General features: G+C 58.4%; 18 protein-coding genes and 2 pseudogenes. 16 read left to right on the forward strand and 4 right to left on the reverse strand.

The window, feature by feature from the left end; genetic code table 11:
• The first annotated feature begins 399 nt into the window (after positions 1-399).
• From AB8B31_RS33395 to AB8B31_RS33415, 5 genes and pseudogenes are all read left to right on the forward strand, one after another.
• Positions 400-2,427 (forward strand): type VI secretion system Vgr family protein, encoded by a 2,028-nt coding sequence (locus AB8B31_RS33395; RefSeq protein ID WP_096772086.1) that lies wholly within the window; start codon positions 400-402, stop codon positions 2,425-2,427.
• A 170-nt stretch (positions 2,428-2,597) separates the two neighbouring features.
• Positions 2,598-3,017 (forward strand): hypothetical protein, encoded by a 420-nt coding sequence (locus AB8B31_RS33400; protein WP_170961528.1) that lies wholly within the window; start codon positions 2,598-2,600, stop codon positions 3,015-3,017.
• Positions 3,018-3,524: 507 nt separating this feature from the next.
• Entirely contained in the window at positions 3,525-3,830 is a 306-nt protein-coding gene (locus AB8B31_RS33405) for a hypothetical protein (RefSeq protein WP_097622224.1), read from the forward strand.
• A gap of 47 nt (positions 3,831-3,877) precedes the next feature.
• On the forward strand, positions 3,878-4,021 hold the full coding sequence (locus AB8B31_RS33410) for a hypothetical protein (protein ID WP_170961552.1): 144 nt from the start codon (positions 3,878-3,880) through the stop codon (positions 4,019-4,021).
• Between the two features lie 321 nt (positions 4,022-4,342).
• Positions 4,343-5,358, forward strand: a pseudogene (locus AB8B31_RS33415) (IS3 family transposase); the annotation flags it as partial.
• A 23-nt stretch (positions 5,359-5,381) separates the two neighbouring features.
• On the opposite strand, the gene AB8B31_RS33420 reads toward AB8B31_RS33415, so the two are convergent.
• Both AB8B31_RS33420 and AB8B31_RS33425 read right to left on the reverse strand, forming a co-directional pair.
• Complete coding sequence (locus AB8B31_RS33420; protein WP_097622254.1) at positions 5,382-7,445, reverse strand: recombinase family protein; 2,064 nt, start codon at positions 7,443-7,445, stop codon at positions 5,382-5,384.
• Positions 7,435-7,632, reverse strand: coding sequence for a hypothetical protein (locus AB8B31_RS33425; RefSeq protein ID WP_037145433.1), 198 nt, complete (start codon positions 7,630-7,632; stop codon positions 7,435-7,437). The genes AB8B31_RS33420 and AB8B31_RS33425 overlap by 11 nt, the downstream gene beginning before the upstream one ends.
• Before the next feature lie 342 nt (positions 7,633-7,974).
• Here AB8B31_RS33425 and AB8B31_RS33430 point away from each other — a divergent pair.
• From AB8B31_RS33430 to AB8B31_RS33445, 4 genes and pseudogenes are all read left to right on the forward strand, one after another.
• A pseudogene (locus AB8B31_RS33430) lies at positions 7,975-8,154 on the forward strand (IS3 family transposase); the annotation flags it as partial.
• 714 nt (positions 8,155-8,868) lie between these two features.
• Complete coding sequence (locus tag AB8B31_RS33435) at positions 8,869-9,240, forward strand: hypothetical protein (RefSeq protein WP_096772329.1); 372 nt, start codon at positions 8,869-8,871, stop codon at positions 9,238-9,240.
• 8 nt (positions 9,241-9,248) lie between these two features.
• Complete coding sequence (locus AB8B31_RS33440) at positions 9,249-10,247, forward strand: caspase family protein (RefSeq protein WP_096772330.1); 999 nt, start codon at positions 9,249-9,251, stop codon at positions 10,245-10,247.
• Between the two features lie 3 nt (positions 10,248-10,250).
• Positions 10,251-10,514: a hypothetical protein gene (locus AB8B31_RS33445; RefSeq protein ID WP_088397079.1), complete on the forward strand. Its 264-nt coding sequence runs from the start codon at positions 10,251-10,253 to the stop codon at positions 10,512-10,514.
• A gap of 1,482 nt (positions 10,515-11,996) precedes the next feature.
• Here the strand turns inward: AB8B31_RS33445 and AB8B31_RS33450 are convergent.
• The gene (locus AB8B31_RS33450; RefSeq protein WP_007636633.1) at positions 11,997-12,200 is read right to left on the reverse strand and encodes a cold-shock protein; all 204 of its coding nucleotides are present in this window, start codon (positions 12,198-12,200) and stop codon (positions 11,997-11,999) included.
• A gap of 642 nt (positions 12,201-12,842) precedes the next feature.
• On the opposite strand from AB8B31_RS33450, the gene AB8B31_RS33455 reads away from it, so the two are divergent.
• The 3 genes from AB8B31_RS33455 to AB8B31_RS33465 all read left to right on the forward strand — a co-directional run bounded on the left by AB8B31_RS33455 (position 12,843) and on the right by AB8B31_RS33465 (position 16,705).
• A complete protein-coding gene (locus AB8B31_RS33455; RefSeq protein WP_096772332.1) occupies positions 12,843-14,444 on the forward strand; it encodes an MFS transporter in 1,602 nt (533 codons plus the stop codon).
• Between the two features lie 375 nt (positions 14,445-14,819).
• Positions 14,820-16,457, forward strand: coding sequence for an MFS transporter (locus tag AB8B31_RS33460; protein WP_239621082.1), 1,638 nt, complete (start codon positions 14,820-14,822; stop codon positions 16,455-16,457).
• 53 nt (positions 16,458-16,510) lie between these two features.
• On the forward strand, positions 16,511-16,705 hold the full coding sequence (locus AB8B31_RS33465) for a hypothetical protein (protein ID WP_170961515.1): 195 nt from the start codon (positions 16,511-16,513) through the stop codon (positions 16,703-16,705).
• A gap of 622 nt (positions 16,706-17,327) precedes the next feature.
• On the opposite strand, the gene AB8B31_RS33470 is transcribed toward AB8B31_RS33465, so the two are convergent.
• Entirely contained in the window at positions 17,328-17,474 is a 147-nt protein-coding gene (locus AB8B31_RS33470; RefSeq protein WP_170961516.1) for a hypothetical protein, read from the reverse strand.
• A gap of 215 nt (positions 17,475-17,689) precedes the next feature.
• Between AB8B31_RS33470 and AB8B31_RS33475 the strand changes: the two genes are divergently transcribed.
• From AB8B31_RS33475 to AB8B31_RS33490, 4 genes are all read left to right on the forward strand, one after another.
• Positions 17,690-18,757, forward strand: coding sequence for a DUF3991 and toprim domain-containing protein (locus AB8B31_RS33475; protein ID WP_141399563.1), 1,068 nt, complete (start codon positions 17,690-17,692; stop codon positions 18,755-18,757).
• A 9-nt stretch (positions 18,758-18,766) separates the two neighbouring features.
• Positions 18,767-19,048, forward strand: coding sequence for a hypothetical protein (locus tag AB8B31_RS33480; protein WP_239621084.1), 282 nt, complete (start codon positions 18,767-18,769; stop codon positions 19,046-19,048).
• Between the two features lie 358 nt (positions 19,049-19,406).
• Positions 19,407-19,604 carry a hypothetical protein gene (locus AB8B31_RS33485; RefSeq protein ID WP_141399564.1) on the forward strand — a complete coding sequence of 66 codons (198 nt, stop codon included), beginning with the start codon at positions 19,407-19,409 and terminating at the stop codon, positions 19,602-19,604.
• A 678-nt stretch (positions 19,605-20,282) separates the two neighbouring features.
• A complete protein-coding gene (locus AB8B31_RS33490) occupies positions 20,283-20,870 on the forward strand; it encodes a hypothetical protein (protein ID WP_096771922.1) in 588 nt (195 codons plus the stop codon).
• Positions 20,871-21,029 lie beyond the last annotated feature (159 nt).

Genomic DNA, 21,029 nt, shown 5'->3' on the forward strand with positions numbered 1-21,029 from the left:
GAGAGGCCGATCGAGGCGACGATCGCGGCGAAACTCGACCACCGTGGTTGTCCGCTAGGGCGCTGCGCCCTGGGCCTGGCTGAGAATTCCAGGAGATACGTCGTCGCTAGCACCGCCGGAATCCGCCAACTCATCGATGTTCTAAGGCCGCATGGCGAGATTTGGGTGGGAGTTAGCGTGGGTGAGTTCCAAGAGGCCCACACGCTTTCTTCGCCCCGCCCCCCCCGCTTGGCTCTGACGATGCGGGCCAGCAAGCCATCTTGGCTGAGCAACGGTCTGCGATTTCGATGCACGAGATAAACGCCTTTCTGCATCTTCGCCGATGGCTTCGGCGGCATCTTACTCACGCTATCGGGCGCAACCGCGCCTTCTCATCAAATCTGCGGAACACACACCACCATGGTCCTGTCAAGAATCGAGAGTCTCTTAAGGCACAATCGTTTTGTTGCGGTCACTTCGGCCGCGTCCGAGTTGAATGAAATCTCTCTCCGACGGCTCAGTGGCACCGAGCGGCTGGGGGAACCTTTCCTCTACGAGGTGAAGCTCGCCAGCCGCAATCCAGTTCAGAACTTTGCTACGATTCCCGGTCAAAGCCTGACAATCGGGCTTAAGCTCAAGGACTCGCAAACGCGCTTCTTCAACGGTGTTGTTACGCGCTTCCAATATCTCGGCCTCGACGATACCGAGCACCTCAACTACGTGGCGCAGGTGCGCCCGTGGATTTCATTGCTCGAGCATCGCTCTAACAGTCGGGTCTTTCAGAACAAGACCAGCATCGAGATCATCACCACGATTTTTCGAGAACATAAAGGCAATTTCAAGAATCAGACCGCCCGACGGTTCCCAGAGCGCCCATATTGCGTCCAGTACGATGAAACGGATCTGGCCTTCGTCAGCCGCCTCATGGAGCAGGACGGCATCTACTACTATTTTGAACATGCTGAGGACCAACATGACCTCGTGCTGGTCGACAACGCCGCGAGCCACATGGCCTGCACGCCTGAGATCGTGGAGACCCACCACAATCTCAGGCCTGCCCGAAGTCTTTACCAAGAAGACGTCATCCTGCATTGGGACGAGGTCGTTTCGCTACAGCCGAACAAGGTCGTTCTCAGGGACTATGACCATGAGAAGCCGATGGCAGAACTCACGTCTGTCGCGCGCGTTCCTCCCGTGAGGACAGGCGGCATTCCGCCCCGCAAGCTCACGGGAAGCGCCATCACCCGACCGCCGGAGAGCGTGGCGGTCAGAACGGGCGAGACCTCGTCGGGAAGCAGCGGCTGCACGGCAATGCGGGAGGTCTTCGAGTATCCAGGCCACTATACAAAAAAAAGCGATGGCGATTTCTACGCCACCATCCGTGCCGAGGAACTCGCCTGCAACGCTTATCGCGCGCGGATCGAAAGCACTGCGCGCCAGATAACGACCGGGTCATTATTCAAGGCCGCAAATCCCTTCTACTACGGCCAGGTCGGTTCCCGGCCGAAACCCACCGATCGCTTTCTGGCAGTCGGACAGGACTTCACTGTCATCGGAGAGGTGGGGGACGATCTCACTGCGGACACCGTGGGGGGGAAGGGCGAGCGCTTCCTCTATCACAGCAACGTAGAGATTATCCCCGCGACCACCCAGTACCGCCCGAGGCGCCGCACATCGGCGCGGTTGATTCACGGACCGCAGACGGCCGTCGTCGTAGGCCCCGAGGGCGAGTCGATCGCGACGGATAAGTACGGCCGTGTGAAGGTTCAGTTCTTCTGGGATCGAGAAGGCGAAAAGAACGAGAACAGCTCCTGCTGGATTCGGGTGGCCCAAAACTTCGCTGGTAAGGGTTTTGGCAACCTGGTCGTCCCACGGATCGGCCATGAGGTCGTCGTTGATTTCATCCACGGCAATCCCGACACGCCCCTGGTGACCGGCGTCGTATACAACGGCTCAAATCTGCCGCCTGAAACCCTGCCGACTGACAAAACGCGGTCGACTTTCCGGACGCATACCGATGGCGGCGCCGCTAATGCGTACAATGAACTGCGCTTTGAGGACAAGCAAGGCCGTGAGGAGGTCTATTTGAAGGCGCAGAAGAATCATACCGTCGAGGTCGGGAATATCTACAGCATCGACGTCAAGAGACACTTCCTCCTGACCTCGGGCGTCGCCGCGCCCGCGTCCTCTGCCGCAGCGGCCTTGGGTAGCCGCGTCGAGGTAACACCCGACAAGATCCGCCTTGTAGTATCGGGCAGAACCGGCCCCCAGGCCATCGAAATCAGCGCCGATGGGATAGCCATTATCGGCACGATGATTGGCGTTATGGCAACGCCTCCGCGGCTCGGGTCCATCGTCTCCATGCCGCCGCCGACACCGGGTCCACCCACGCCGTCGATAATGAAGCTTATTGCGACACTCGGGCTGCCGCCTGTGACGCCCGAGTGACACGATGTCAAGGTGAACTGGTTCTGGGTCTGGGCTGTCCGGCAGTCGTTGCCTTTAAGTCGTCAGGGCCCTGCAGGCGTAGAGATCAACAGCGGAACGGCTTCGGCGTCGTAAGCTGACCTACCGAATCAACGCGACACCGCGAGATTGCCCGAAAATGAGGAAAGGTTATGGTGCGTGAGCGTTTGTTCCGGGAACTTGCGCCTCAGTTGATGGAGTTGCCTCGCGAAATCGGCCGCAAGCGGCTCCAAATGCGTCTAGTTTATGTCTCCACCAAGCTGGAGTATAGCCCATCGATGAGGATGAAATACCTTTATCACTCGGCGTCACGAAATTGCCATCAGGGCGCGGGCGGCGCAAAAATCAGCGTTCTCGATCTGGGCGTCATAGCGCTGCTTTGTAGGGCGGCCTCTCGCCTCGAAGCGCTTCTGGCGGAGCGTGGCCGCCTCGAGCAGCAGTCGAAGCCTTTCGCCATGCTCGAAGGTGTCTCGCTTCCGTTTGCGTTTCGAGTTTCTGATGGGCGCTGGCCATGCCTGTCAGGCCGAGTTCGCGCAGCATGTCAATGGTGGAATTGGTCAACGTCGCGATAAGAATCATGCGCTGTCCAGCTCGAGGAAGGCCGCTGGCCATGCCCCCGAAGCATAACGGGATACGAATTTGGTATTGGAAGGAAAGGTCGCGACGGAAATAACATCAGCAGTGACGCAATGACCTAAGGAGCGTCGCAATGTACGGCAGAAGGCAGGGGGGTGGTGGCAATAGTTCCGAACAAGGAAGCCCAGGCTCGGCACTTGTGTCCTTCGGGCGAACTTGCATGCGAGCCACTTTGTAGAAAGGATTACCCGCTCTCGCGTATCAGAAAGGTGCGATGCTTATGGCCTAGAGGCCTTGCTGCCGGTTGGAAACCTCGCAAGCTGGACCCGATACCAACAGTCCTCAAGCGCATCGGCCATTTCCACATCCCAGCATCGCGTATTCGTTGATCTAACTACCCGAGACTCCAGCCTACGGGCCTTTTTGGATTCATCGGCGATCGAGGACTCTGTCGCCTATCAGTTGAAATAGGGTTTCGTGGCGAGCCAGCAGAGGGACAGCCCATGGATGAGAAAAACAGCCCCATTGTTTGCATCTCGGGTGTGGACGAACGAAAGCTCGGCGCCGCTCTAATCGCGGTCCAATCGGCATTTAGTGTCGCGATTGCGGAACTATCGAAGCTTCACAAAGGGAACAATCCTCAGTGGTTCGAAGACCTGGAGGAGGTGGTAATCGCTAACGCAAAAGGCACAGTCACCGAGGGCATCTCGCTGGATGTCGAGGTAGAAAGCCTCAAATTCGGCATCGACGTCCTTCGGGCGATCTTGGATGTAAGCCGCGTTGAGCTAGGCTTTGCAGCAAAGGAATAACCCTTTCGCCCAAACGAGGTGTCGATCTTATTTGGCGCGTCCAAAACATGCTCAGCCTGGACCGTCGACGCGCCTGCCTCTCGGAGGCGCTGGACAAGCATGCGCTGCTGCTCGATGATCACTTCACCGCGCAGCAAGTGGCGCTCGACCATTTCGAGTGCGGTCTCGACAGGGGTCTCCATAACCAATAAGCCGCTGACATTCTGAGCCACGGATCGGGGGCGGCAGCAGCCTCACCGATTTTTTCATCAATGGTGGCAATGTCACCATTGCCCCTAACGGCGGCCTTCCCGCGATCCTGTAGCAACTGGCGTGGCTTGCCGGATTGTTGCCCACAATCACCGCGGCAAGACCAGCAGGCTTGCCGATATCAGCTTGAAACCCCTTGACCGCGTCGATGACCGTTGCAGCCGTGGCCTTGCCTCGATGATAATTGTCATGTCTTTCGGTGACCTGCCCCTGCGAATTTCCTCCAGAATTGATTAGAGTCCGGCCCATCAAAGGACGGACGAATGAAGAAGCAGAGATTTACCGAAGAGCAGATAATTGGGGTGCTGAAGGAGCAGGAGGCTGGTGCGAAGGCGGCCGACCTTTGCCGCAAGCACGGAATTTCGGAAGCCACGTTTTACAATTGGAAAGCCAAATACGGCGGCATGGAGATCTCTGAGGCGAAGCGGCTGAAGGCGCTTGAAGATGAGAATGCCAAGCTGAAGAAGCTGCTCGCCGAGCAGATGTTGGACGCAGCAGCACTCCGCGAGCTTCTTTCAAAAAAATGGTAGGGCCTGTCGCCAAGCGTGACGCCGTCACGCATCTGAAGACCGTCATGGGTCTTTCGGAACGGCGGGCCTGCCAGATCATATCCGCCGACCGCAAGACGATCCGTTATCGGTCAAGTCGACCGCCGGAGGTAGAACTGCGGGCAAAGCTACGTGACCTCGCCAATGAGCGGCGGCGTTTCGGCTACCGGCGGCTGTTCGTCCTGCTTCGGCGGGAGGGAGAACCGTCCGGGGTCAATCGCATCTATCGCCTTTATCGCGAGGAGGGTCTCTCTGTCCGCAAGCGCAAAGCCAGACGCCGTGCTGTCGGCACGCGAGCTCCGATTCTGGTCGAAGCGAAGGCCAATGCCCGCTGGTCGCTGGACTTCGTGCACGACCAGTTCGCTTGCGGAAGGAGGTTTCGCGTGCTCAACATCGTCGATGACGTGACGCGCGAATGCCTGGCGGCGATCCCGGACACCTCGATCTCCGGTCGTCGCGTCGCTCGCGAACTGACGACCCTCATCGAACGGCGCGGCAAACCTAAAATGATCGTCTCCGACAACGGCACGGAACTCACTTCGAATGCCATCCTTGCCTGGTCGAAGGATCATAAGGTCGAGTGGCACTACATCGCGCCGGGAAAGCCGATGCAGAACGGCTATGTTGAGAGTTTCAACGGGCGCATGCGCGACGAACTGCTCAACGAAAGCCTGTTCTTTGGCCTCGACCATGCCCGAAGCGCCATTGCTGAATGGGCCGACGATTACAATCCTGTTTCATAACACCCATCTTTCTATGTCATTGAAAGGAATAGATTTTCCTGATCTGGAGGCGATCCCGCGGGGTGGCGAGGGTTCTTCCGGGCACGATCGAGAATCTGACGTGCTTGCGGGGTCGCGAGTTTGGAACGGCTGAAGATCCATGGGCCATCGGGTAGCGGATGAGCCCCCTTAATATCGCCAGCCTCGGCCGCCAGACGCAGCGTCTTTGGCGATATCCCGAGTAACTTCGCCGCACCGCCCAGATTAAGCCATGGCTCAACCCCGTCGATCTGCGGACGGAAGACCGGAATCTTGCGATATGACCTCAGCGCGGTGACCCGCTCCCGTGTCCAGCGATTGCCATTGCCGGTCGTCAGTCCGTTGCGATTGAGGACACCGGCAATCACATCATCATTGGCGATCAAGACGAGCTGTTTCACAGCGTCGACAATGTCGTCAGGGGTCGCATTTCTTTGGCCACGGTGTCGCTTCGGCAGGCGCAGTTCGGTGTGGACGCCTCCAACCCAATGAATGACGAGGACGATCTCAGAGGTTCCATCATCGAGATCGGCGACCACTTCATTGATGAGCGTGCGCACGATGCGCTTCTTCAGCCTTGCATCGGTTGTCGGCGCCGTCCAGACGGCGCGAAGGTTTCCCGCAAGTGCGGTTACCTGTGATGCGGACATGGGGAACGGATGCGGCGTAACTGTCCGATGTTTGGCAATCTTGGCCTCGATCTCACCGACGCCAGTCAGCGCCTTGTTCCAGCGTGCTTCCAGCTCCGACGTCACCAGCCTATTCTCTGGATCGGCCGCGTCATATTGCCGGAATGCCCGGTCGGCTACATAGCGTGCTGCCTCGAGGTCGCGCATCAGGGCATCCTGAACCTGATCGCGTTGGTTGGCCATATTGCGTTCCGCCTCGACGGCGGCGGCAATGGCTCCTGGCTCGACCACGCCGAGAAGTGCCTCTTCGATCGCGTCATCGACCCGCAGACCGCCGAAGGCGATGCAACGTGGTTCGCCGTTGTCGAGCAACCCTCGCCAACAGGAATAGCGCGGGATGTTATGGTTGGCTCCTGTGTAACGAACCGTCAGCTTCCGGCCGCACCTTTTGCAGCGGAACAGGCCGGCAAGCAGAGCGTCGCCATGCTTCGGCGCTCCATGATGGCGACTGGCCGGTACATTGTCGCTGACCATCTTGCGGATCTCCTCCGCCCGTTCCCAACTGATGTAACCTTCGTGCGCATCCGGGATCAGCGCCAGCCATTCATCACGCGCCTTGCGGCGAATTCCAGATCGGCCATCGTATCCTGGTACGGAACGACTCTTACCATAAGCATAAGCGCCGCCGTAGATCGGGTTCGCAATCATCCGGTGGATGGTGGCATAATTTGGCCTGCGCCAGATGACGTCACCGTTGGCGCACCTGACGGGCAGGTCCAATCCCTGCTCAAGGAACCATAGCAAGGCCTGCCGGGCACTCCCGAGTTCGGTGACCTTGTCGAAGACGAGTGCGATGGCTTCCTGGATGCGCCGATTGGGATCCTTCTCGATCCTGTCACCGGCCTTTACGAAGCCGGCCGGAACAGTGACGACGAGTTCACCGCGGCGAGCCTTCTCATAGCGGGCGGAAAGGGAACGCTGACGCAAGAGATCGAGTTCATACTCGTTGAGGCTGCCCTTCAAACCCAAGAGCAGGCGGTCGTTGCCCTGGCGGGGCGCATAAACTGCTTCCTGGTCGACCAGGACGGTATCGACAACGCGGCACATCTCGATGAGTTGCTGCCAATCGCGGCTGTTCCGGGCGAAGCGCGATACCTCACGCGCGGCCACGGCGCCTACCTTGCCAAGGCAGACTTCCGCCACCATCCGATCAAATCCAGCGCGGGTCACGCCGCCGGCGGCCGAACGACCAAGGTCGTCATCCACCGTCTCTATATGTGACCATCCAAGCGCTGCCAGACGGTCGCGCATGGCGTACTGGAGGGCGCTGCTCTCTCGATTGTGCAGAACCTGGTGAGCCGAGGACTGCCGAACATAGAGGATGGCCTTCCGCTCCAGATGATGCGGCGCGATCTTCTCATGCATCATGACCGGCCTCCTTCTGTTGGCAGGCATGTCCGCACTTTGCGTGATCGACGAACAGCCGCACGATGAGCACCGTCAACGCTTGGCGGGTCTCCTCCGGCAACTCCGGCCATTGCGGCGTCCCTGCCGTCTTCCCCCGCTGCGGGGCCGAGAACAGATCGAACTGGCATGTCATGGGCTGGCGAGGCATGAACATCTCTCCGACTCGTTTCGTGAGAGACCAATGCTGCGCCCATTACCGAAGATTGCGATGAGGCATCAGCGTCCTTCAGCAATCTTGCCAAAGAATGCAGGCTTGCGAGATCGACGTGCGGGACCGCCAGGCTGCGCCAACAACCACTCACTGATCGGTCGAACATCCACGACGGGACCTCAAGAAGTCGACCAGAAGAAGAACCAGAAAGGCTGCAGCGGAAAATATGCGTCCCTTTAGACACCGCCTCATGCACGTGAACAAGCCGTCCGGACCAGGGATGCCACGGATACAGAAGCTCGCGAACCTCGGTCCCGTGGGTGTTCTGTCGTCGTGTTGTACAACCATTTCCGGCCACACTCATCGCTCGGATACCAGACCCCGGCAAGCTATGCCGATACAATTGCCGCAACCGGCTCCAACGCTGCGCGAGATGAAAGCTTCGCGTTTCCGCCGGTTGCTCACACCGCGCCACTTGGCGTATTCAAAACCGCCGGGGCTCTAATCGCCGTTGGATGAAAATTCAGTGGCAGGTCATCGGCGCTCTCAATTTGGACCTCAATATTTGAGGACGCTCCATACGACGCTAAAACGCTACACTTTCTGCGTGACCGAAAACTACTGTACCTTTCATTGTCTCCCGTTTCTTCCCGGCTAGAAAATGCATCAAAACCTTCAGCTAAGATATTCAGTCCGAGGGTTTAGACCGATTACGCGGGTGGCGAAAGGAGCAGTCTCGTGAGCCAGTGATTGCATGGCGCTGAGGCATTCGCCAATGAGGCAATACGAACATCTGTCTACGGTCGATGGGTCGTCAAGGAGCGCTCTGCGTTTACTTGCAGCATTCCTGCGGACTCGCCCGAAAATCGCCGCGGACCTGCAGAAACTCCCTATTAAACGCTGCACATTGTCTCGGGCGCGGCAGTATTTTGCCGTTGTGAGGGCTCCGACGAAAGTGTCCGGCTGAGGACACATCAATGGGGGACACGTCGTGACCATCGATATCAGTGATATGGCGGTATAAGTACTACGATACCGGCTCGCATCCTTTGATGCAGATCAAGGACTTTGCCATGGGAAGCTCGGCCGGCCGCCGATCAGAGATCGCATCCAGGATGCGCATGGCAGCTGTCGTCGGTTTGCGGGACTTCACCATTGTTGTGGCTGCGATTTGATTCTCATCAATGCAAATAAATCATTTTAGTGCCGGGGATCGGCGATGGAGATTATCACATGGCAACTAAGAAAGTCATCTTCGTGGCTTTTGCCATCGAAGACGAGAGTATTCGGGACATGATAAAAGGTCAGTCGCTGAACACGGGCACGCCGTTCGAATACATCGACATGTCGGTGAAAGAGGCATACGAATCCGACTGGAAAAACAAAGTGAAGACCCGAATCTTGCGCTCGGCTGGGGTTCTCGTGATCGTGACGAAAAATTCGATATCATCGACAGGCCAAAATTGGGAAATCGCGTGCGCTCATGAAGTAGGTGTGCCTGTACGGGGAATCTGGGCCTACAAGGACGATCACACTCAAATTGCCGGCGTCGAAACAATGGAATGGACGTGGGCAAACATCAGCAATTGGATCGATAGCCTGTAAGGAGCCTCATGCGTAAAGCGTTGATTGTAGGTATCGATCATTATGAGCATATTGCATGTCTGAATGGGTGCGTAAACGATGCTCACTCTGTCCGTGCAGCCCTCGAACGTAACGCAGACGGTACAACCAACTTCAAGACGCCCAAGCTAATTACCGGTACCGGACGGGGCGACATTGTAGAGCGAGCGGAGCTTAAGGAGGCTGTCCGAGCGCTTTTTGCCGACCGGTCCGAGATTGCGTTGTTCTATTTTGCCGGGCATGGCTACATCGAGGATACAGGTGGCTATTTATGTGCGGGAGATTGCAAGGTAGGAGACGATGGTCTTGCCTTGAATGAGGTCATGACCATCGCAGCCAACTCCCCAGCCACCAACAAAGTCATCATCCTGGATAGTTGCCACAGCGGAATCGCTGGTGAAAACCCGACTATGAAGGGTGTTTTCGAAATCGTGACCGGGATGACCATACTCACCGCGTCAACCGCAGAACAGTATGCACTTGAAATGAACGGACCCACACCGGGTGGCGTTTTCACGGGCCTCTTGATAGACGCGTTGGCTGGCGCAGCCGCCAATCTTGTCGGAGATGTCACGCCGGGGAGCGTCTACGCCCATATTGATCAGTCGCTCGGGCCTTGGGCCGGTCAACGGCCGCTGTTCAAAACTAACGTCAAAACTTTCGTGTCTTTGAAAAAGGCTGACGCCCCCATTCCTCTTGCGGATTTGCAGCAATTGGCGACCTTGTTCCCTTCGCAGGACTACGTATTTCCGCTTGATCCCGAATACGAGCCCGAACGCAATGACGAACAAAAGAACGATCCAACAATCCCAAAGCCAGATCCCGCAAAGAATTCTGTTTTTGCGATCCTTCAGAGATACGTGAAGGTCAACTTGGTCCGGCCGGTAAACGCACCTCATATGTGGCACGCTGCAATGCAGAGTAAGGGCTGCGAGCTGACCGTGCTAGGTGAGCACTATCGAAAGCTTGTTGGAGCGGGGATGATCTAAGCAATGGCCCTTGACGACATCCTAGATGGCCTCGTGGACGAATTAGCCAGCATCGAACACGAACGTTGGGCCCACTGGCAGAAATATGTGCACGGCCAATCCCTTAAGCAACCTGATGGCTCTATCGTCATTCCTGCAAATCTTGTCGCCAAATGGGAACGACAGATTGCTACGCCGTTCTCGCAACTTTCCGATACGGAAAAGAAAAGCGACCGCGAGCAGGTCCAGAAATATCTGCCATTGCTTAAGAACGCTCTGCGGAAGTAGCAAGATCATAATCGGCGAATTGTTCATTCATTTCAATGCATGATAGCTAGTTTATCGGAAAGAGAACCGTTGATTGCCTGATGGAATTGTCACTGTCTATGCTGCTTCCGGCATAGATCCTCTAAACCAAAACGAGTTGGAAAGAAAACTATGTCAGACAAACGCTCGCCACCGCCACCGCGTCCTCCGGCGCCTTCACGGCCACCCGTTCATATCGAAAAAGGTGGAACACGGCATGTTGGAACTCAACCACCGCCGCCACCTCCCAGGAAGGGATAGAAATGACCAACGTAGAGGATGACTGCTATAACGAGGTGCACGGCATTCGCCACAACACTCTGCGCAACGCGCTTTACCATATTGCGCGACGTGCATGGTTGGAACGCGTCAGCCGATTTCTCAATTTGGCAGTCATTCTCGGTGGAACGAGTTACGCAGCGCAGGTCTTTATCAACAGCCCACGAGGAACGTTTGTGTTAGGTTTGGCTTCGGCTACTCTCGGAGCTGTACAACTCATCTTTGATTTTAGTGGAAAGGCACATCACCATGAGCGCCTACAAAAGCGCTACTATGATCTGCTCGCATCTGTCGAAGAGACACGCGGGCCTACGATGGACGATTGTGCAGCGTGGAGGGCTGAATTAACGAGGATCTATGCGGACGAGCCGCCCACGCTCCGCGCGCTTGATGCAATTGCCGACAATCAGGCTACCGCTGCCACGTATGGATCAAGCAACCCGAGACTGAACGTGTCTTTCTGGCAAAGCTGGACTCGAAATTTGTTTCTTCATAACGCTGGGAGGTTCCCAGAGAGAGACGGTTGGCGAATTCAGCCTGACGCTAGTCAGTCAGCTGTGGAACCGTACCCTCGGTAGCGGCGTGCCAGCCGGCGATCCACCCGCACGTCTCCTTGCCCACGCAGTCCAGAAAGATGAGGGACAAATCCGGCCTATTGCCGTAGGCGGACCGCGGGCAAACGCCGAGTGGATCCACAAGCTCTCAGTCACGGCAAAGGGTCAACTTGCCTGGGTTGTAGATCATTTTTGTTTCGATGTTTCCCTCAAGTTCGACATGGGAAATTGCATATTGGGACACCCCTGCTTTGCCAGCATTTGTGAGATCGCGATCCGCTTGACATCATATAATTAGATTTATTGCGTCACGTAAGGCAGTACCTTCAACCGCGCCACGCGGCGGCGGAAATCCGCGGGTATGCACTAGTATGCGGGAATAGAAGCTTACTCTGGACAACGTACCCGCTGCGCCCTCTTCGTCTGGACGTCGAGCTTAAGTCCAAGTGAAGGAATGTCTAACTGCTGTATTTCGAAGCCGACACACAGCTCCCGGAGGGGATTTGGGAATCAACTCCTCGAAATACCTGAAGCCCGAAGGACAGGATTCGAGCTCCAATCTGAGGATTTCGCCCGCAACAACGAACGGCCTGCAAGGCCAAGTTCGATGGACAAACTAGACGATCGCAAATCAAAGAACGCGTACGTTTTCTGCCTTCGATTTACCAGTCTTCCGATCCTGACCGACATCGTAGCTCACAGTTTGCCCTTCGCTCAGATTGCTGGCGCCCTGCAAAGCAGACACATGCACAAACACGTCAGCGCCTCCATTGTCGGGCGTAATGAAGCCAAAACCCTTGTCTCCATTGAAAAACTTAACTGTTCCGGTGGCCATGAACAAATCCTTCACGATTGCAAAGCAGATTGCCGCTGCAAAAACCTTTAAGGCGACGAGGTGCCATCCGCAATATGTTTGGCCTGATTTTTAAGCCATCGGAGTGAATCAAGGTTTTCGCTAGTCACTTCTAGGCACCCTTTTTCTGACCTTGTGGGGAGCCTCTCGTGAGGTCCTTAGCGATAGATGATATGGTCATGGCTGCTGCGAAAATTCGCGGCCCGTTACCCTAACTTTATTCCGGATTGTGCTTACTTCCGGGTCGGCAGCCGCATCCCGTGCGCGTCTGGCGAGCCACGGCTACCATGTCGGGCCGTTGCGCCTCGCGCGATTCCGTCTAGGGCCAAATCCCGGCGAGTATGGGAGGCGCATGAGGTCTGGGAAAGCCTTTGGCAGTTGGCCGAACCGGCAGTGCCGTGCGTGAACTCTGAAGGGACAAATTTCGGCGGCCGGTTCAAAGATTCGCGAGGGAGAATATCAGGCGGCCCGCCTTCACACCGGCGCTACGTGCCTGGTGTCTCTCCTGCTCGATGCAGTGTTCCTGCGCCAAGCAGCTGAATAACGCCGGAAATCATATCGTGGTTACGGATAAGCTCCTTCGTCAGCGAGATGATGGGAAGCGTCAGAGTAACCTAAATGCAGATGCAGATCGAAGACGTTTCCATGACCGGGGCAACCACCCCTGCTCCGCTGCGCAATGCAGCATTCTGTTCGATTTGGAGTTCAGCGCAAGTCGCAAATCTCAGATGGCTTGTGCAGACCGTCGCGATTGGTTGGCTGATGGTGACGATCACCGCTTCCGATCTGACGGTCGCGCTCGTACAGGCGTCGACAACGCTTCCGGCATTCATACTCTCCATCATCGCCGATACTCATAGCCGCCGATCGGTGATGATCATAGGACTGTCATTGATCGCGCTAGCGTCTGTCGCACTGGCAGGTGCCGCCGCCTTCGACTTCCTCAGTCCCTGGCTCATTCTAGCGCTGGGATTTATCGCAGGCTGCGGATTTGCGCTGAATGACCCCGCCTGGCACGCCTCCGTGGGGGATATCCCGGCCGCGGTGACGCTTATGTCTACTGGATATAACATGACGCGAAGCGTTGGGCCGGCGCTGGGCGGGGTTATTCTCGCCTTTCTCGGACCATTGGCCGCCTTTCTCTTCTCCGCATGCAGCAACCTGGCGCCTCTCGCCGCGGTATTGCGTAACAAGTGGCACGCGCGCCCGTCTCCTCTGCCTGCGGAGCCTATGTCGACCGCAATCCGAGATGGCATCCGGTTCACGGCGCTTTCGTCCGATATCCGGGCGACAATCATGCGCGCAACCCTCTTCGGCCCGGCCGCTATTGCTATCCTCGCACTTCTGCCGCTCGTCGCCCGCGATCGTTTGGCCGACGACCCCATCGCCTACGGCGTTCTTTTCGCAGGTTTTGGAACGGGCGCCTGCGTGGCCGGATTGAACAACCGGCTCTTAAGGCAGGAATGGCTGATGGCAATTGCTTCCATTGCTTGCGCGGTGTGTTGCATCTCACTTGCCTTCACCTCCTCTGTGCCTTCAGCAACACTTGCGCTTGCTTTCGGCGGCGCCGGCTGGATCATCACCTGGACCGGCTTTGACGTCTGGGTGCAATTGGCAAGTCCGCGCTGGGTCGTCGGCCGCACGCTCTCGATCTATTATGCGTTCCTATCCGGCGGCATGGCAGCCGGCAGCTGGATCTGGGGCCATGTTGCCCAGTCATATTCGCTCGCTTCTTCTCTCGAGCTGGCCGCGGCCGCCCTGCTTCTTGTTGCTGCGTCAGGGTTGGTCTTGCAGGTGCATCTGGGGGCGGAGGGAGACCAGCAGGGCGCGGTTTTTCCGGCTCCATCGGTGGCGCTTGATCTGAAGCCGCAAAGCGGTCCGATTGCAGCGAGGACAGAGTATTCCATAGACGAAAGCGACCTGGACAGCTTCTTCGATCACATGCGCACTCGCAGATACGCCTTAGCTCACGCAGGCGCGCGCGCCTGGACGCTCCAGCGAAATCTTCGAAAGCCCTCCCATTGGACGGAAACGTTTCGCACGCCGGCCTGGATGAGTTTCCGGCGTCTGCATCATCGCCTCTCTCTATCGGATCAGGACGTCTCCCAGCTTCTCGCCGCTTTGCATTTGAGTGAAAAGCCTGCGGAAACTGAGCTCGTTATTGAACGTACAACGGACGCGCGACGAACCCGGAGCCATCCAGTCCCGCGCGTTTTGCGTCCGTGAGGTGATTAGTGATGAGACCATCCGTCGAGCAGCAACGGTTAAAAGGCGGCGCCGACCAAAAACAAAACCTCACGATCACTAGGACTGCGGAGAATAGCCGCAAGTCCGACACGGCTCCTGGCCTGGGAGTGGCATCAACCCCTGCCATCCAGGTTCACTCGGCTGTCGTCGATCCCTGGTCGACGACAGCCGCTTTTTCCTCTGTTTTTGATTGTGGTCTTGCCGCAGCCCGCCGAAGCGGAACTTGCGACCCTCTGCTCACAGGCTCAAGGCCGGAGAGAGGAAGTAAGGCCAACCCAGTTCCCACTGCCCTCCCTCATCGCCGCCGCCCCGCAAAGACGGCCGAAGTGCCCCGTCCGAAAGAGACCGAATGACATGCCATCAAATGAAGGGACAGCATCCGTAGGCCTACTGGCGCCACTGAAGAATTCGACGTTCCGTTCGATTTTCTTCGCGTCTCAGCTCTCCAGCCTGGGTTGGCTGATGCAGACGGTGGCTCTCAGCTGGCTGATGGCCACCGTTTCCACCTCGGATGTGATGGTCGCCCTGGTCCAGGCCTCGTCTACCCTGCCTGCCTTTTTTCTTGCGATTTTCGTTGGCGCGATTGCCGACAACTACAGCCGGCGCATGGTCATGATCGTCGGCCGAAGCCTGATGATGGCGGCCTCGGCGATGCTGACGATCCTGATGGCTTTCGGCATCACCGATCCATGGATGATCCTGGCGTTCAGTTTCCTTGACGGCTGCGGTATCGCACTCAGCGATCCCGCGTGGCGCGCTTCGCTTGGCGACATGCTGGAGCGCCGCTATCTGCCGTCGGCCGTCACCCTTCTCAATGTCGGATTCAACACGGTCCGTAGCGTCGGTCCCGCGCTTGGCGGCATCATCGTTGCGATTTTTGGGCCGCTCGTCACTTTCGCGCTCACCACGCTTGGCTTCGTCGCGCCCCTCACCGCTCTGTGGCGAAACAAGTGGACCGTGAAAGCGTCGCCCCTCCCTCGCGAAGCGCTCATGACGGCGATCTATGATGGACTGCGGTTCACGGCGATATCCTCGGAAATCAAGGCAGCTATTGTCCGCGGTACGCTGTTTGGGCTGACCGGAACCTCGATGCTGGCGCTCCTGCCGCTCGTCGCAAGAGAACTCTTGCAGGGCGGCCCAATCGACTACGGTATTCTCATGGGTGGCTTCGGCGCCGGCGCGCTGATCGCGGGGCTCGTGAACCCGCCACTCAGGCGCGCGGTCACGCAGGAACTGCTGATTGTTCTGGCATGTGTCGCGTGCGCGGTATGTGCGATCTCACTTGCGCTGACGTCTTCCCTGATCATCGCAACAGTCTGCCTCGCCTTCGGCGGCGCCGGCTGGGTAACCGGATGGTCGGGGTTCGGCGTCAACGTGCAGTTGGCAAGCCCGCGCTGGGTGGTGGGTCGCACGATTTCCATCTACAGCGCTTTTACTTATGGGGGGATCGCCGCTGGCAGTTGGCTCTGGGGAATTATCGCCGAAAACCATTCCCTCTCCTTATCCTTGGCATGTTCTGCTGCCGCCTCGTTGCTGGTCGCCGCACTTGGGCTCAAGCTGCCGATCAGCAACCGCTTGGAGTCTGAACTCGAAGCCTCCGGCGCCTTCGATGCGCCAGTACCTGCACTCGATCTGAAGCCGAGAAGCGGCCCAATTCTGGTGACGACGGAATATGCGATTGCCGAAGAAAACGCCGCTGTCTTTCTTGAGATCATGCGCAGACGGCGGCATGTTCAAAGCCGAGCCGGCGCACGCCATTGGACCCTCACGCGCGATGTTCAGCAGCCTTCGCGATGGCTCGAGACCTTTCGGACGCCAACCTGGACGGATTACCATCGCCTTCATCACCGCCTCAACGAAGCGGACAAGCGCCTGGGCGATGAGCTCAAGTCGCTGAGCGTGGCATCCGACCTCCCGCGAACAATCGTTCTGGTGGAGCGCCCGACGGCTGCGCGCAAGTCCACGCCCGTGCCGTACGTTTCCCAGAAATGAGCACGCTATGCGACTCCGAGGCAACTCATCCAGCAAGAGAGGATCGTTCGATAATGGATACGTCGAAGCTTTGCCCCCTCCAGTTGGCCTCCCTCCGATGGCTGAAACAGAGCAGAACGTTGGAAGAGATCGCGCGGATCGAGGACCGAACCGTCGTCGATATCGAGCGATGCCTGCAGGATGCTTTGGTGCTGCTCGGCGCAGACTCGATTGAGGCGGCCATTCGTATGATCGAAAAGACAGCTTGAAGTGATGGCGATCTTTCGGCGCGCTGCTTGAGGCTTTGAAAATTCGGATTCGAGCGCACGGTGGAAGGAGCCGCGGGAACGCCGCCTGTTTTAGGTCGCGATTCCAGGAAATCCGGAACCGGTGTTCGATTTTATTCTCGGCATTCCCGCGCGAAGCAACTCGGCGAAGGAGCTTCTCTTCCGTTGAGCCCTTCGTGAAAGTTATCCTTGCGGCGGCAGTCCGAGACCTCCCCGGTCATCCGGTCCATCGTCTGGAATCGCAATCGACCGATGATCGACATCCGCCCCTTCGTCGCAGCGATTCACACCAAGTGGATTTGACCTGGACAGCGACCGCTCGCGCTGAAGCGCAGAATATCGGCGGCGCATTTCATCGGACGCAATCCTCCCTGCCGTCCAAAGAGCGACCAGTTCCATGAAACCCGGGTCTTCATCGAGCCGAATTCCCCGTGCATTCCAACGCGCGATGACCCGCTCGGCTATGTCCCTGCGTGAATCCATTACCAACTTCCCTGCCCGGCCTGCCGCCTACGCGGTGAGATACCAAGTTGCTGGGTTCTTCGCCAGTCGAAAGCGTCCGATATGTCACGCCGGGTGCCCGCGATCTGTTTTCGGGAGCTTGTTAGCTGGAGCTATCGAGATCGCTAAGACGCACTTTCCAGCTCTCTCCGACCTGATGGCCCCCGCCACCATCTTTTCCGTCGACCGCGAATACGGCGTCCTGCCGTCCGACGAAATCGACGTAGACGACGATCTTGAGATCGTCCATGAATACACGCCTTGGCATTGAGCGGGCGGCGACATGGCCTGCGGCCGTGCCGCTTGCGAGCGGCGGGGCCGCAAGGGAGGCTTCGCCGCGGCCGACTTTGTATAATTCACTAGGTTGCCAGCCGCGCCGTTGCGGCCTTTGCTCTTCGCGGCCGCTGAAGCGGCTAATAGATAACGCTGACGAGCAGGAGGCGATCACTCGTGATCGGAAGGAAAATGAAAAGAAGAGAGATAGAGGGCCTTCGCGAGGCCGTATCCTGCGCCGCGGTGCTGGAAGAGGCCGGTTTTGCCGTTGACGCCAAGGAGAGCTCCCGTCGGGCAGTGAAGTTTCGGCGCAGCAGTGAGATTGTCATAGTCACGCATGAAGGGCGCGGATGGTTCGACCCCCTAAGCGAGGCGAAAGGCGATGTCTTTGGGCTCGTCGAGCACCTCGATCGCGCCGGCTTTCTCGAAGCCGTCGAAAAGGTCGGGAGTCTCGTGGGATTCAAAATTTCCGCGCCAGGATGGCAATCTCGAAGCCCTGTCGCCAACTCCGAGTTTTCCGTTTCCGATCGTTGGCAGGCACGTCGCCGCCCGTGGCAAGGCTCATCGACCTGGCAATACCTGCACAACGAGCGCTGCCTTCCGACATATCTGCTCCGCACGGCGATCGAACGCGACCTCCTTCGAGAAGGCCCGAACGGCAGCCTTTGGGCCGCTCATACGAACCATGCCGGCGACATCACCGGATGGGAGGCGCGCGGCCCGCAATATCGCGGCTTTGCCACCGGGGGAGCGAAGGTCCTGTTCCGCTTTGGCTCGGACGCTTCAATGCGCCTGGCTGTGACGGAAGCTGCGATTGACGCCATGAGCCTTGCCGCCATCGAAGGATTGCGTGATGGAACGCTTTATCTCAGCACCGGCGGCGGCTGGTCTCCGACCACGGCCGCAGCCCTTGGTGCGCTTGCTTCACGTCGCAATGTCCAACTCGTCGCTGCGACAGACGCCAATCCTCAAGGCGACATGTTTGCTGGGCGATTACGGGCGCTTGCCGACGGCGCCGGCTGCGACTGGATGCGGCTCCGCCCACCGCGAGAGGATTGGAACGAGGCTCTGAAGCTTCGCGTGAAACAGAGGAATGAGAACAGGAAAAGGGTGGGTGGGAAAGAGAAGGAGGCGTGCCGCTTGCGCCCCAGCCGCGTCGAGGCAGGCTCCGCCCGGTTCAAGCCGGCCCTGGACCCGGCCGGTCGCGATGTCGGCGGAGGAAAGGGGCATGAAGGACTTAGGTGCCGAACCGCTCGATAATTGCTGGAGATGACGCGCCGATCGAAGCCCAGGCTAGCCGGCAGGACCGCACCGGCTGATCGCCGCGGCGCGCGCACGCCAAGCGCACGCCGGCGGATCGCGATCTACACCAACCGTCGGCAGATCAACGAATTGCGCCGCGCCAACGATCGCAAGGTCGTGCCCGAGAAACTCGCAGCGTGGGAGGACAAGCTCGCCCAGCAGCGATCGCTGATCCAGGTTCTACAGGTCGAGGAACGACGGCCCGTCACAGAAAATGCCATTCTACTGAAGCGTTTCCTACGAAGCTGAAACGGAGGTTGATCGCCGGCGGCATGCCCGACTCCTCGCAGAACGCGCCAAGTGGCTCCAAAGCCAATCCTGATGCCAAATAGTCACCGGCGGCCGACCTCCTCGAAGCCGTTCAGCAGATAGAAATCGAGAGTACTGAAATGCGCAGGCGTGGGACTTCTCACCGAAAGCAACCGGGTTCACCTCGAAACCGCACTCTGAAGCTCGACTTGCCGAAGTAAAAGCTCGAGGCGCCGACGATTGACGCGGTCGATGCAAATCAAGCGTCACATTACTATAAGACCGCAACAGATAGCGCCCGGTCGCGCACGCGTGTATCAAGGCGACGTAATCCTACCTCTCATATCCGGAGCACAACATGCCAAGCCTCGCAGAGATGAATGGATCGTTGCATATTCATAACTTCTATATCGAAAAGCTAAAGGCCAAACTGGAACAGTTTTTCGAAAACGATCCCGATTTAGCTATGCTCCTCGAAAACGTCGCTGCCATTTTGTCGGAGCACGCCGCGGATTTGGCCGAGGATATCGACGACATGGAGTGCGATCAATCATGAATGCCGAGCGGACCGAAGCCCGATCTACAAAGGTGCTCCTAACACGCGGGTCTTCCCTATCCGTTACCCCTAAGCCGCCCCTGAGCGGCAGATGCTCGCCGCCATAGCTGCCGGCCTTGCGATGCCATAACGTGCGATTGTCAATATTTTCGCCGTATCCGGTGTTCCACTCCATGTTGTCCCTCGGCTCTCATTTTCATCACTCCGTGCACGAGCAGGGTTCTCAATGAAGAGCCCCTGAACAATGCTTGGTTGGGTGGGCCGCCCGATGATGGCGGCAATGTTTTGCGAGCCTGGCTGCAATACTATTGGTTGCCTAGCCGGTCGAGCGTCGTCGGCGCACAGGCTTACTTGCCCGTTAGCCCCTGTCATTCATCGAGGACGCCATCTGCCTCACAAAACCGGATTGCCTTCGGTTTTGCTGCGGTCTGAACCGGCGGCCGTGCGCTTCAAGGTCGCTGTCGCGCCGCGGGGCGGCCGGACCCCGCCGTCCTTCGCGGAGCAGGCTCGCGTGCTCTTTCGAGGGCAGTTTGCCCCCGTCGCACGCAAACCGGCTCCGCTCGTCCAGGCAGGGCCGGACCCTGAAACGCCCGTCTTCCGCCGGTTCGGAATGACCGCACCGAAGGGTAAGCCGGCATGGGCCGGAGCCCGATCGGACGACCTCGAAAGGAAACGATCATGGCCAAGTCCGCACCCTCCTCTCGCCAACCCGCCCGCGTCGTGCAGCTGCGCAAGGGCGCCACCATCGAAATGGTCCGGCTGACATGCCCCGACGCCAGCCAGGCCCTGAAGATCGCCGAGAGTTTCGGCACCGCCGTCATCGACAGCGACGGCATCCGCGACCTGCACGAACGGCTCGTCATCGACACCGCCGATGCGCTCGGTGATGGCCTGGGCGACAAGGCCATGCAGATCCACCTGCAGCGCATCGTCGGCGCCTTCGTCGGCTCTGCCCACGGCGCCGGCCAGTTCTACAGCCGCGCTGTCACCGAGGCGCGCGATGCCACCGCCAAAGCCGCCAACGATGCCCGCGACGAGGACCTCGACGGCCCTGTCGGTTATGACAGCGCCGCCCAGCGCAAGCGCGAGTTCGCCGCCGACATGGGCATACAGGCCCATTCGCTTAGAATGGCGGCCGAAGGCGCCGTTGCCGCCTATGCCCAGGTGATCGGCGAGACCTGGAAGCCATTCGACCGGCCGGTCGAGCAGCCGGGTCACTCGCTGGGCCGCAAGGCCGCCGAAGCCCAGATCTCGGCATTCGACTAGGCCATGCCGGCGGGGCTTCGGCCCCGCACTTCGATAAACGCGAGAAGGGCCGGCTCCCTGACGGAGCCGGCCTGTTTTCGTGTCGCTGACGCGGCCAAAAGGGAATCGGAAATCAGGCAGGTGGCACGTCCGTTGCGGCCCGTCCCGCTTGTCGGGTCT

It is taken from the genome of Rhizobium sp. 62_C5_N11_2 (genome assembly GCF_051811185.1).
Lineage (GTDB): Bacteria > Pseudomonadota > Alphaproteobacteria > Rhizobiales > Rhizobiaceae > Rhizobium > Rhizobium leguminosarum.

Coding starts and splice junctions, on each gene's coding strand:
- AB8B31_RS33405 (WP_097622224.1), top strand. CDS start 3,525: ATGGATGAGAAAAACAGCCCCATTGTTTGCATCTCGGGTGTGGACGAA.
- AB8B31_RS33470 (WP_170961516.1), bottom strand. CDS start 17,474: ATGGACGATCTCAAGATCGTCGTCTACGTCGATTTCGTCGGACGGCAG.
- AB8B31_RS33455 (WP_096772332.1), top strand. CDS start 12,843: ATGCAGATCGAAGACGTTTCCATGACCGGGGCAACCACCCCTGCTCCG.
- AB8B31_RS33480 (WP_239621084.1), top strand. CDS start 18,767: ATGACGCGCCGATCGAAGCCCAGGCTAGCCGGCAGGACCGCACCGGCT.
- AB8B31_RS33420 (WP_097622254.1), bottom strand. CDS start 7,445: ATGATGCATGAGAAGATCGCGCCGCATCATCTGGAGCGGAAGGCCATC.
- AB8B31_RS33485 (WP_141399564.1), top strand. CDS start 19,407: ATGCCAAGCCTCGCAGAGATGAATGGATCGTTGCATATTCATAACTTC.
- AB8B31_RS33425 (WP_037145433.1), bottom strand. CDS start 7,632: ATGCCTCGCCAGCCCATGACATGCCAGTTCGATCTGTTCTCGGCCCCG.
- AB8B31_RS33400 (WP_170961528.1), top strand. CDS start 2,598: ATGGTGCGTGAGCGTTTGTTCCGGGAACTTGCGCCTCAGTTGATGGAG.
- AB8B31_RS33490 (WP_096771922.1), top strand. CDS start 20,283: ATGGCCAAGTCCGCACCCTCCTCTCGCCAACCCGCCCGCGTCGTGCAG.
- AB8B31_RS33440 (WP_096772330.1), top strand. CDS start 9,249: ATGCGTAAAGCGTTGATTGTAGGTATCGATCATTATGAGCATATTGCA.
- AB8B31_RS33410 (WP_170961552.1), top strand. CDS start 3,878: ATGCTCAGCCTGGACCGTCGACGCGCCTGCCTCTCGGAGGCGCTGGAC.
- AB8B31_RS33460 (WP_239621082.1), top strand. CDS start 14,820: ATGCCATCAAATGAAGGGACAGCATCCGTAGGCCTACTGGCGCCACTG.
- AB8B31_RS33450 (WP_007636633.1), bottom strand. CDS start 12,200: ATGGCCACCGGAACAGTTAAGTTTTTCAATGGAGACAAGGGTTTTGGC.
- AB8B31_RS33475 (WP_141399563.1), top strand. CDS start 17,690: ATGAAAAGAAGAGAGATAGAGGGCCTTCGCGAGGCCGTATCCTGCGCC.
- AB8B31_RS33395 (WP_096772086.1), top strand. CDS start 400: ATGGTCCTGTCAAGAATCGAGAGTCTCTTAAGGCACAATCGTTTTGTT.
- AB8B31_RS33465 (WP_170961515.1), top strand. CDS start 16,511: ATGGATACGTCGAAGCTTTGCCCCCTCCAGTTGGCCTCCCTCCGATGG.
- AB8B31_RS33445 (WP_088397079.1), top strand. CDS start 10,251: ATGGCCCTTGACGACATCCTAGATGGCCTCGTGGACGAATTAGCCAGC.
- AB8B31_RS33435 (WP_096772329.1), top strand. CDS start 8,869: ATGGCAACTAAGAAAGTCATCTTCGTGGCTTTTGCCATCGAAGACGAG.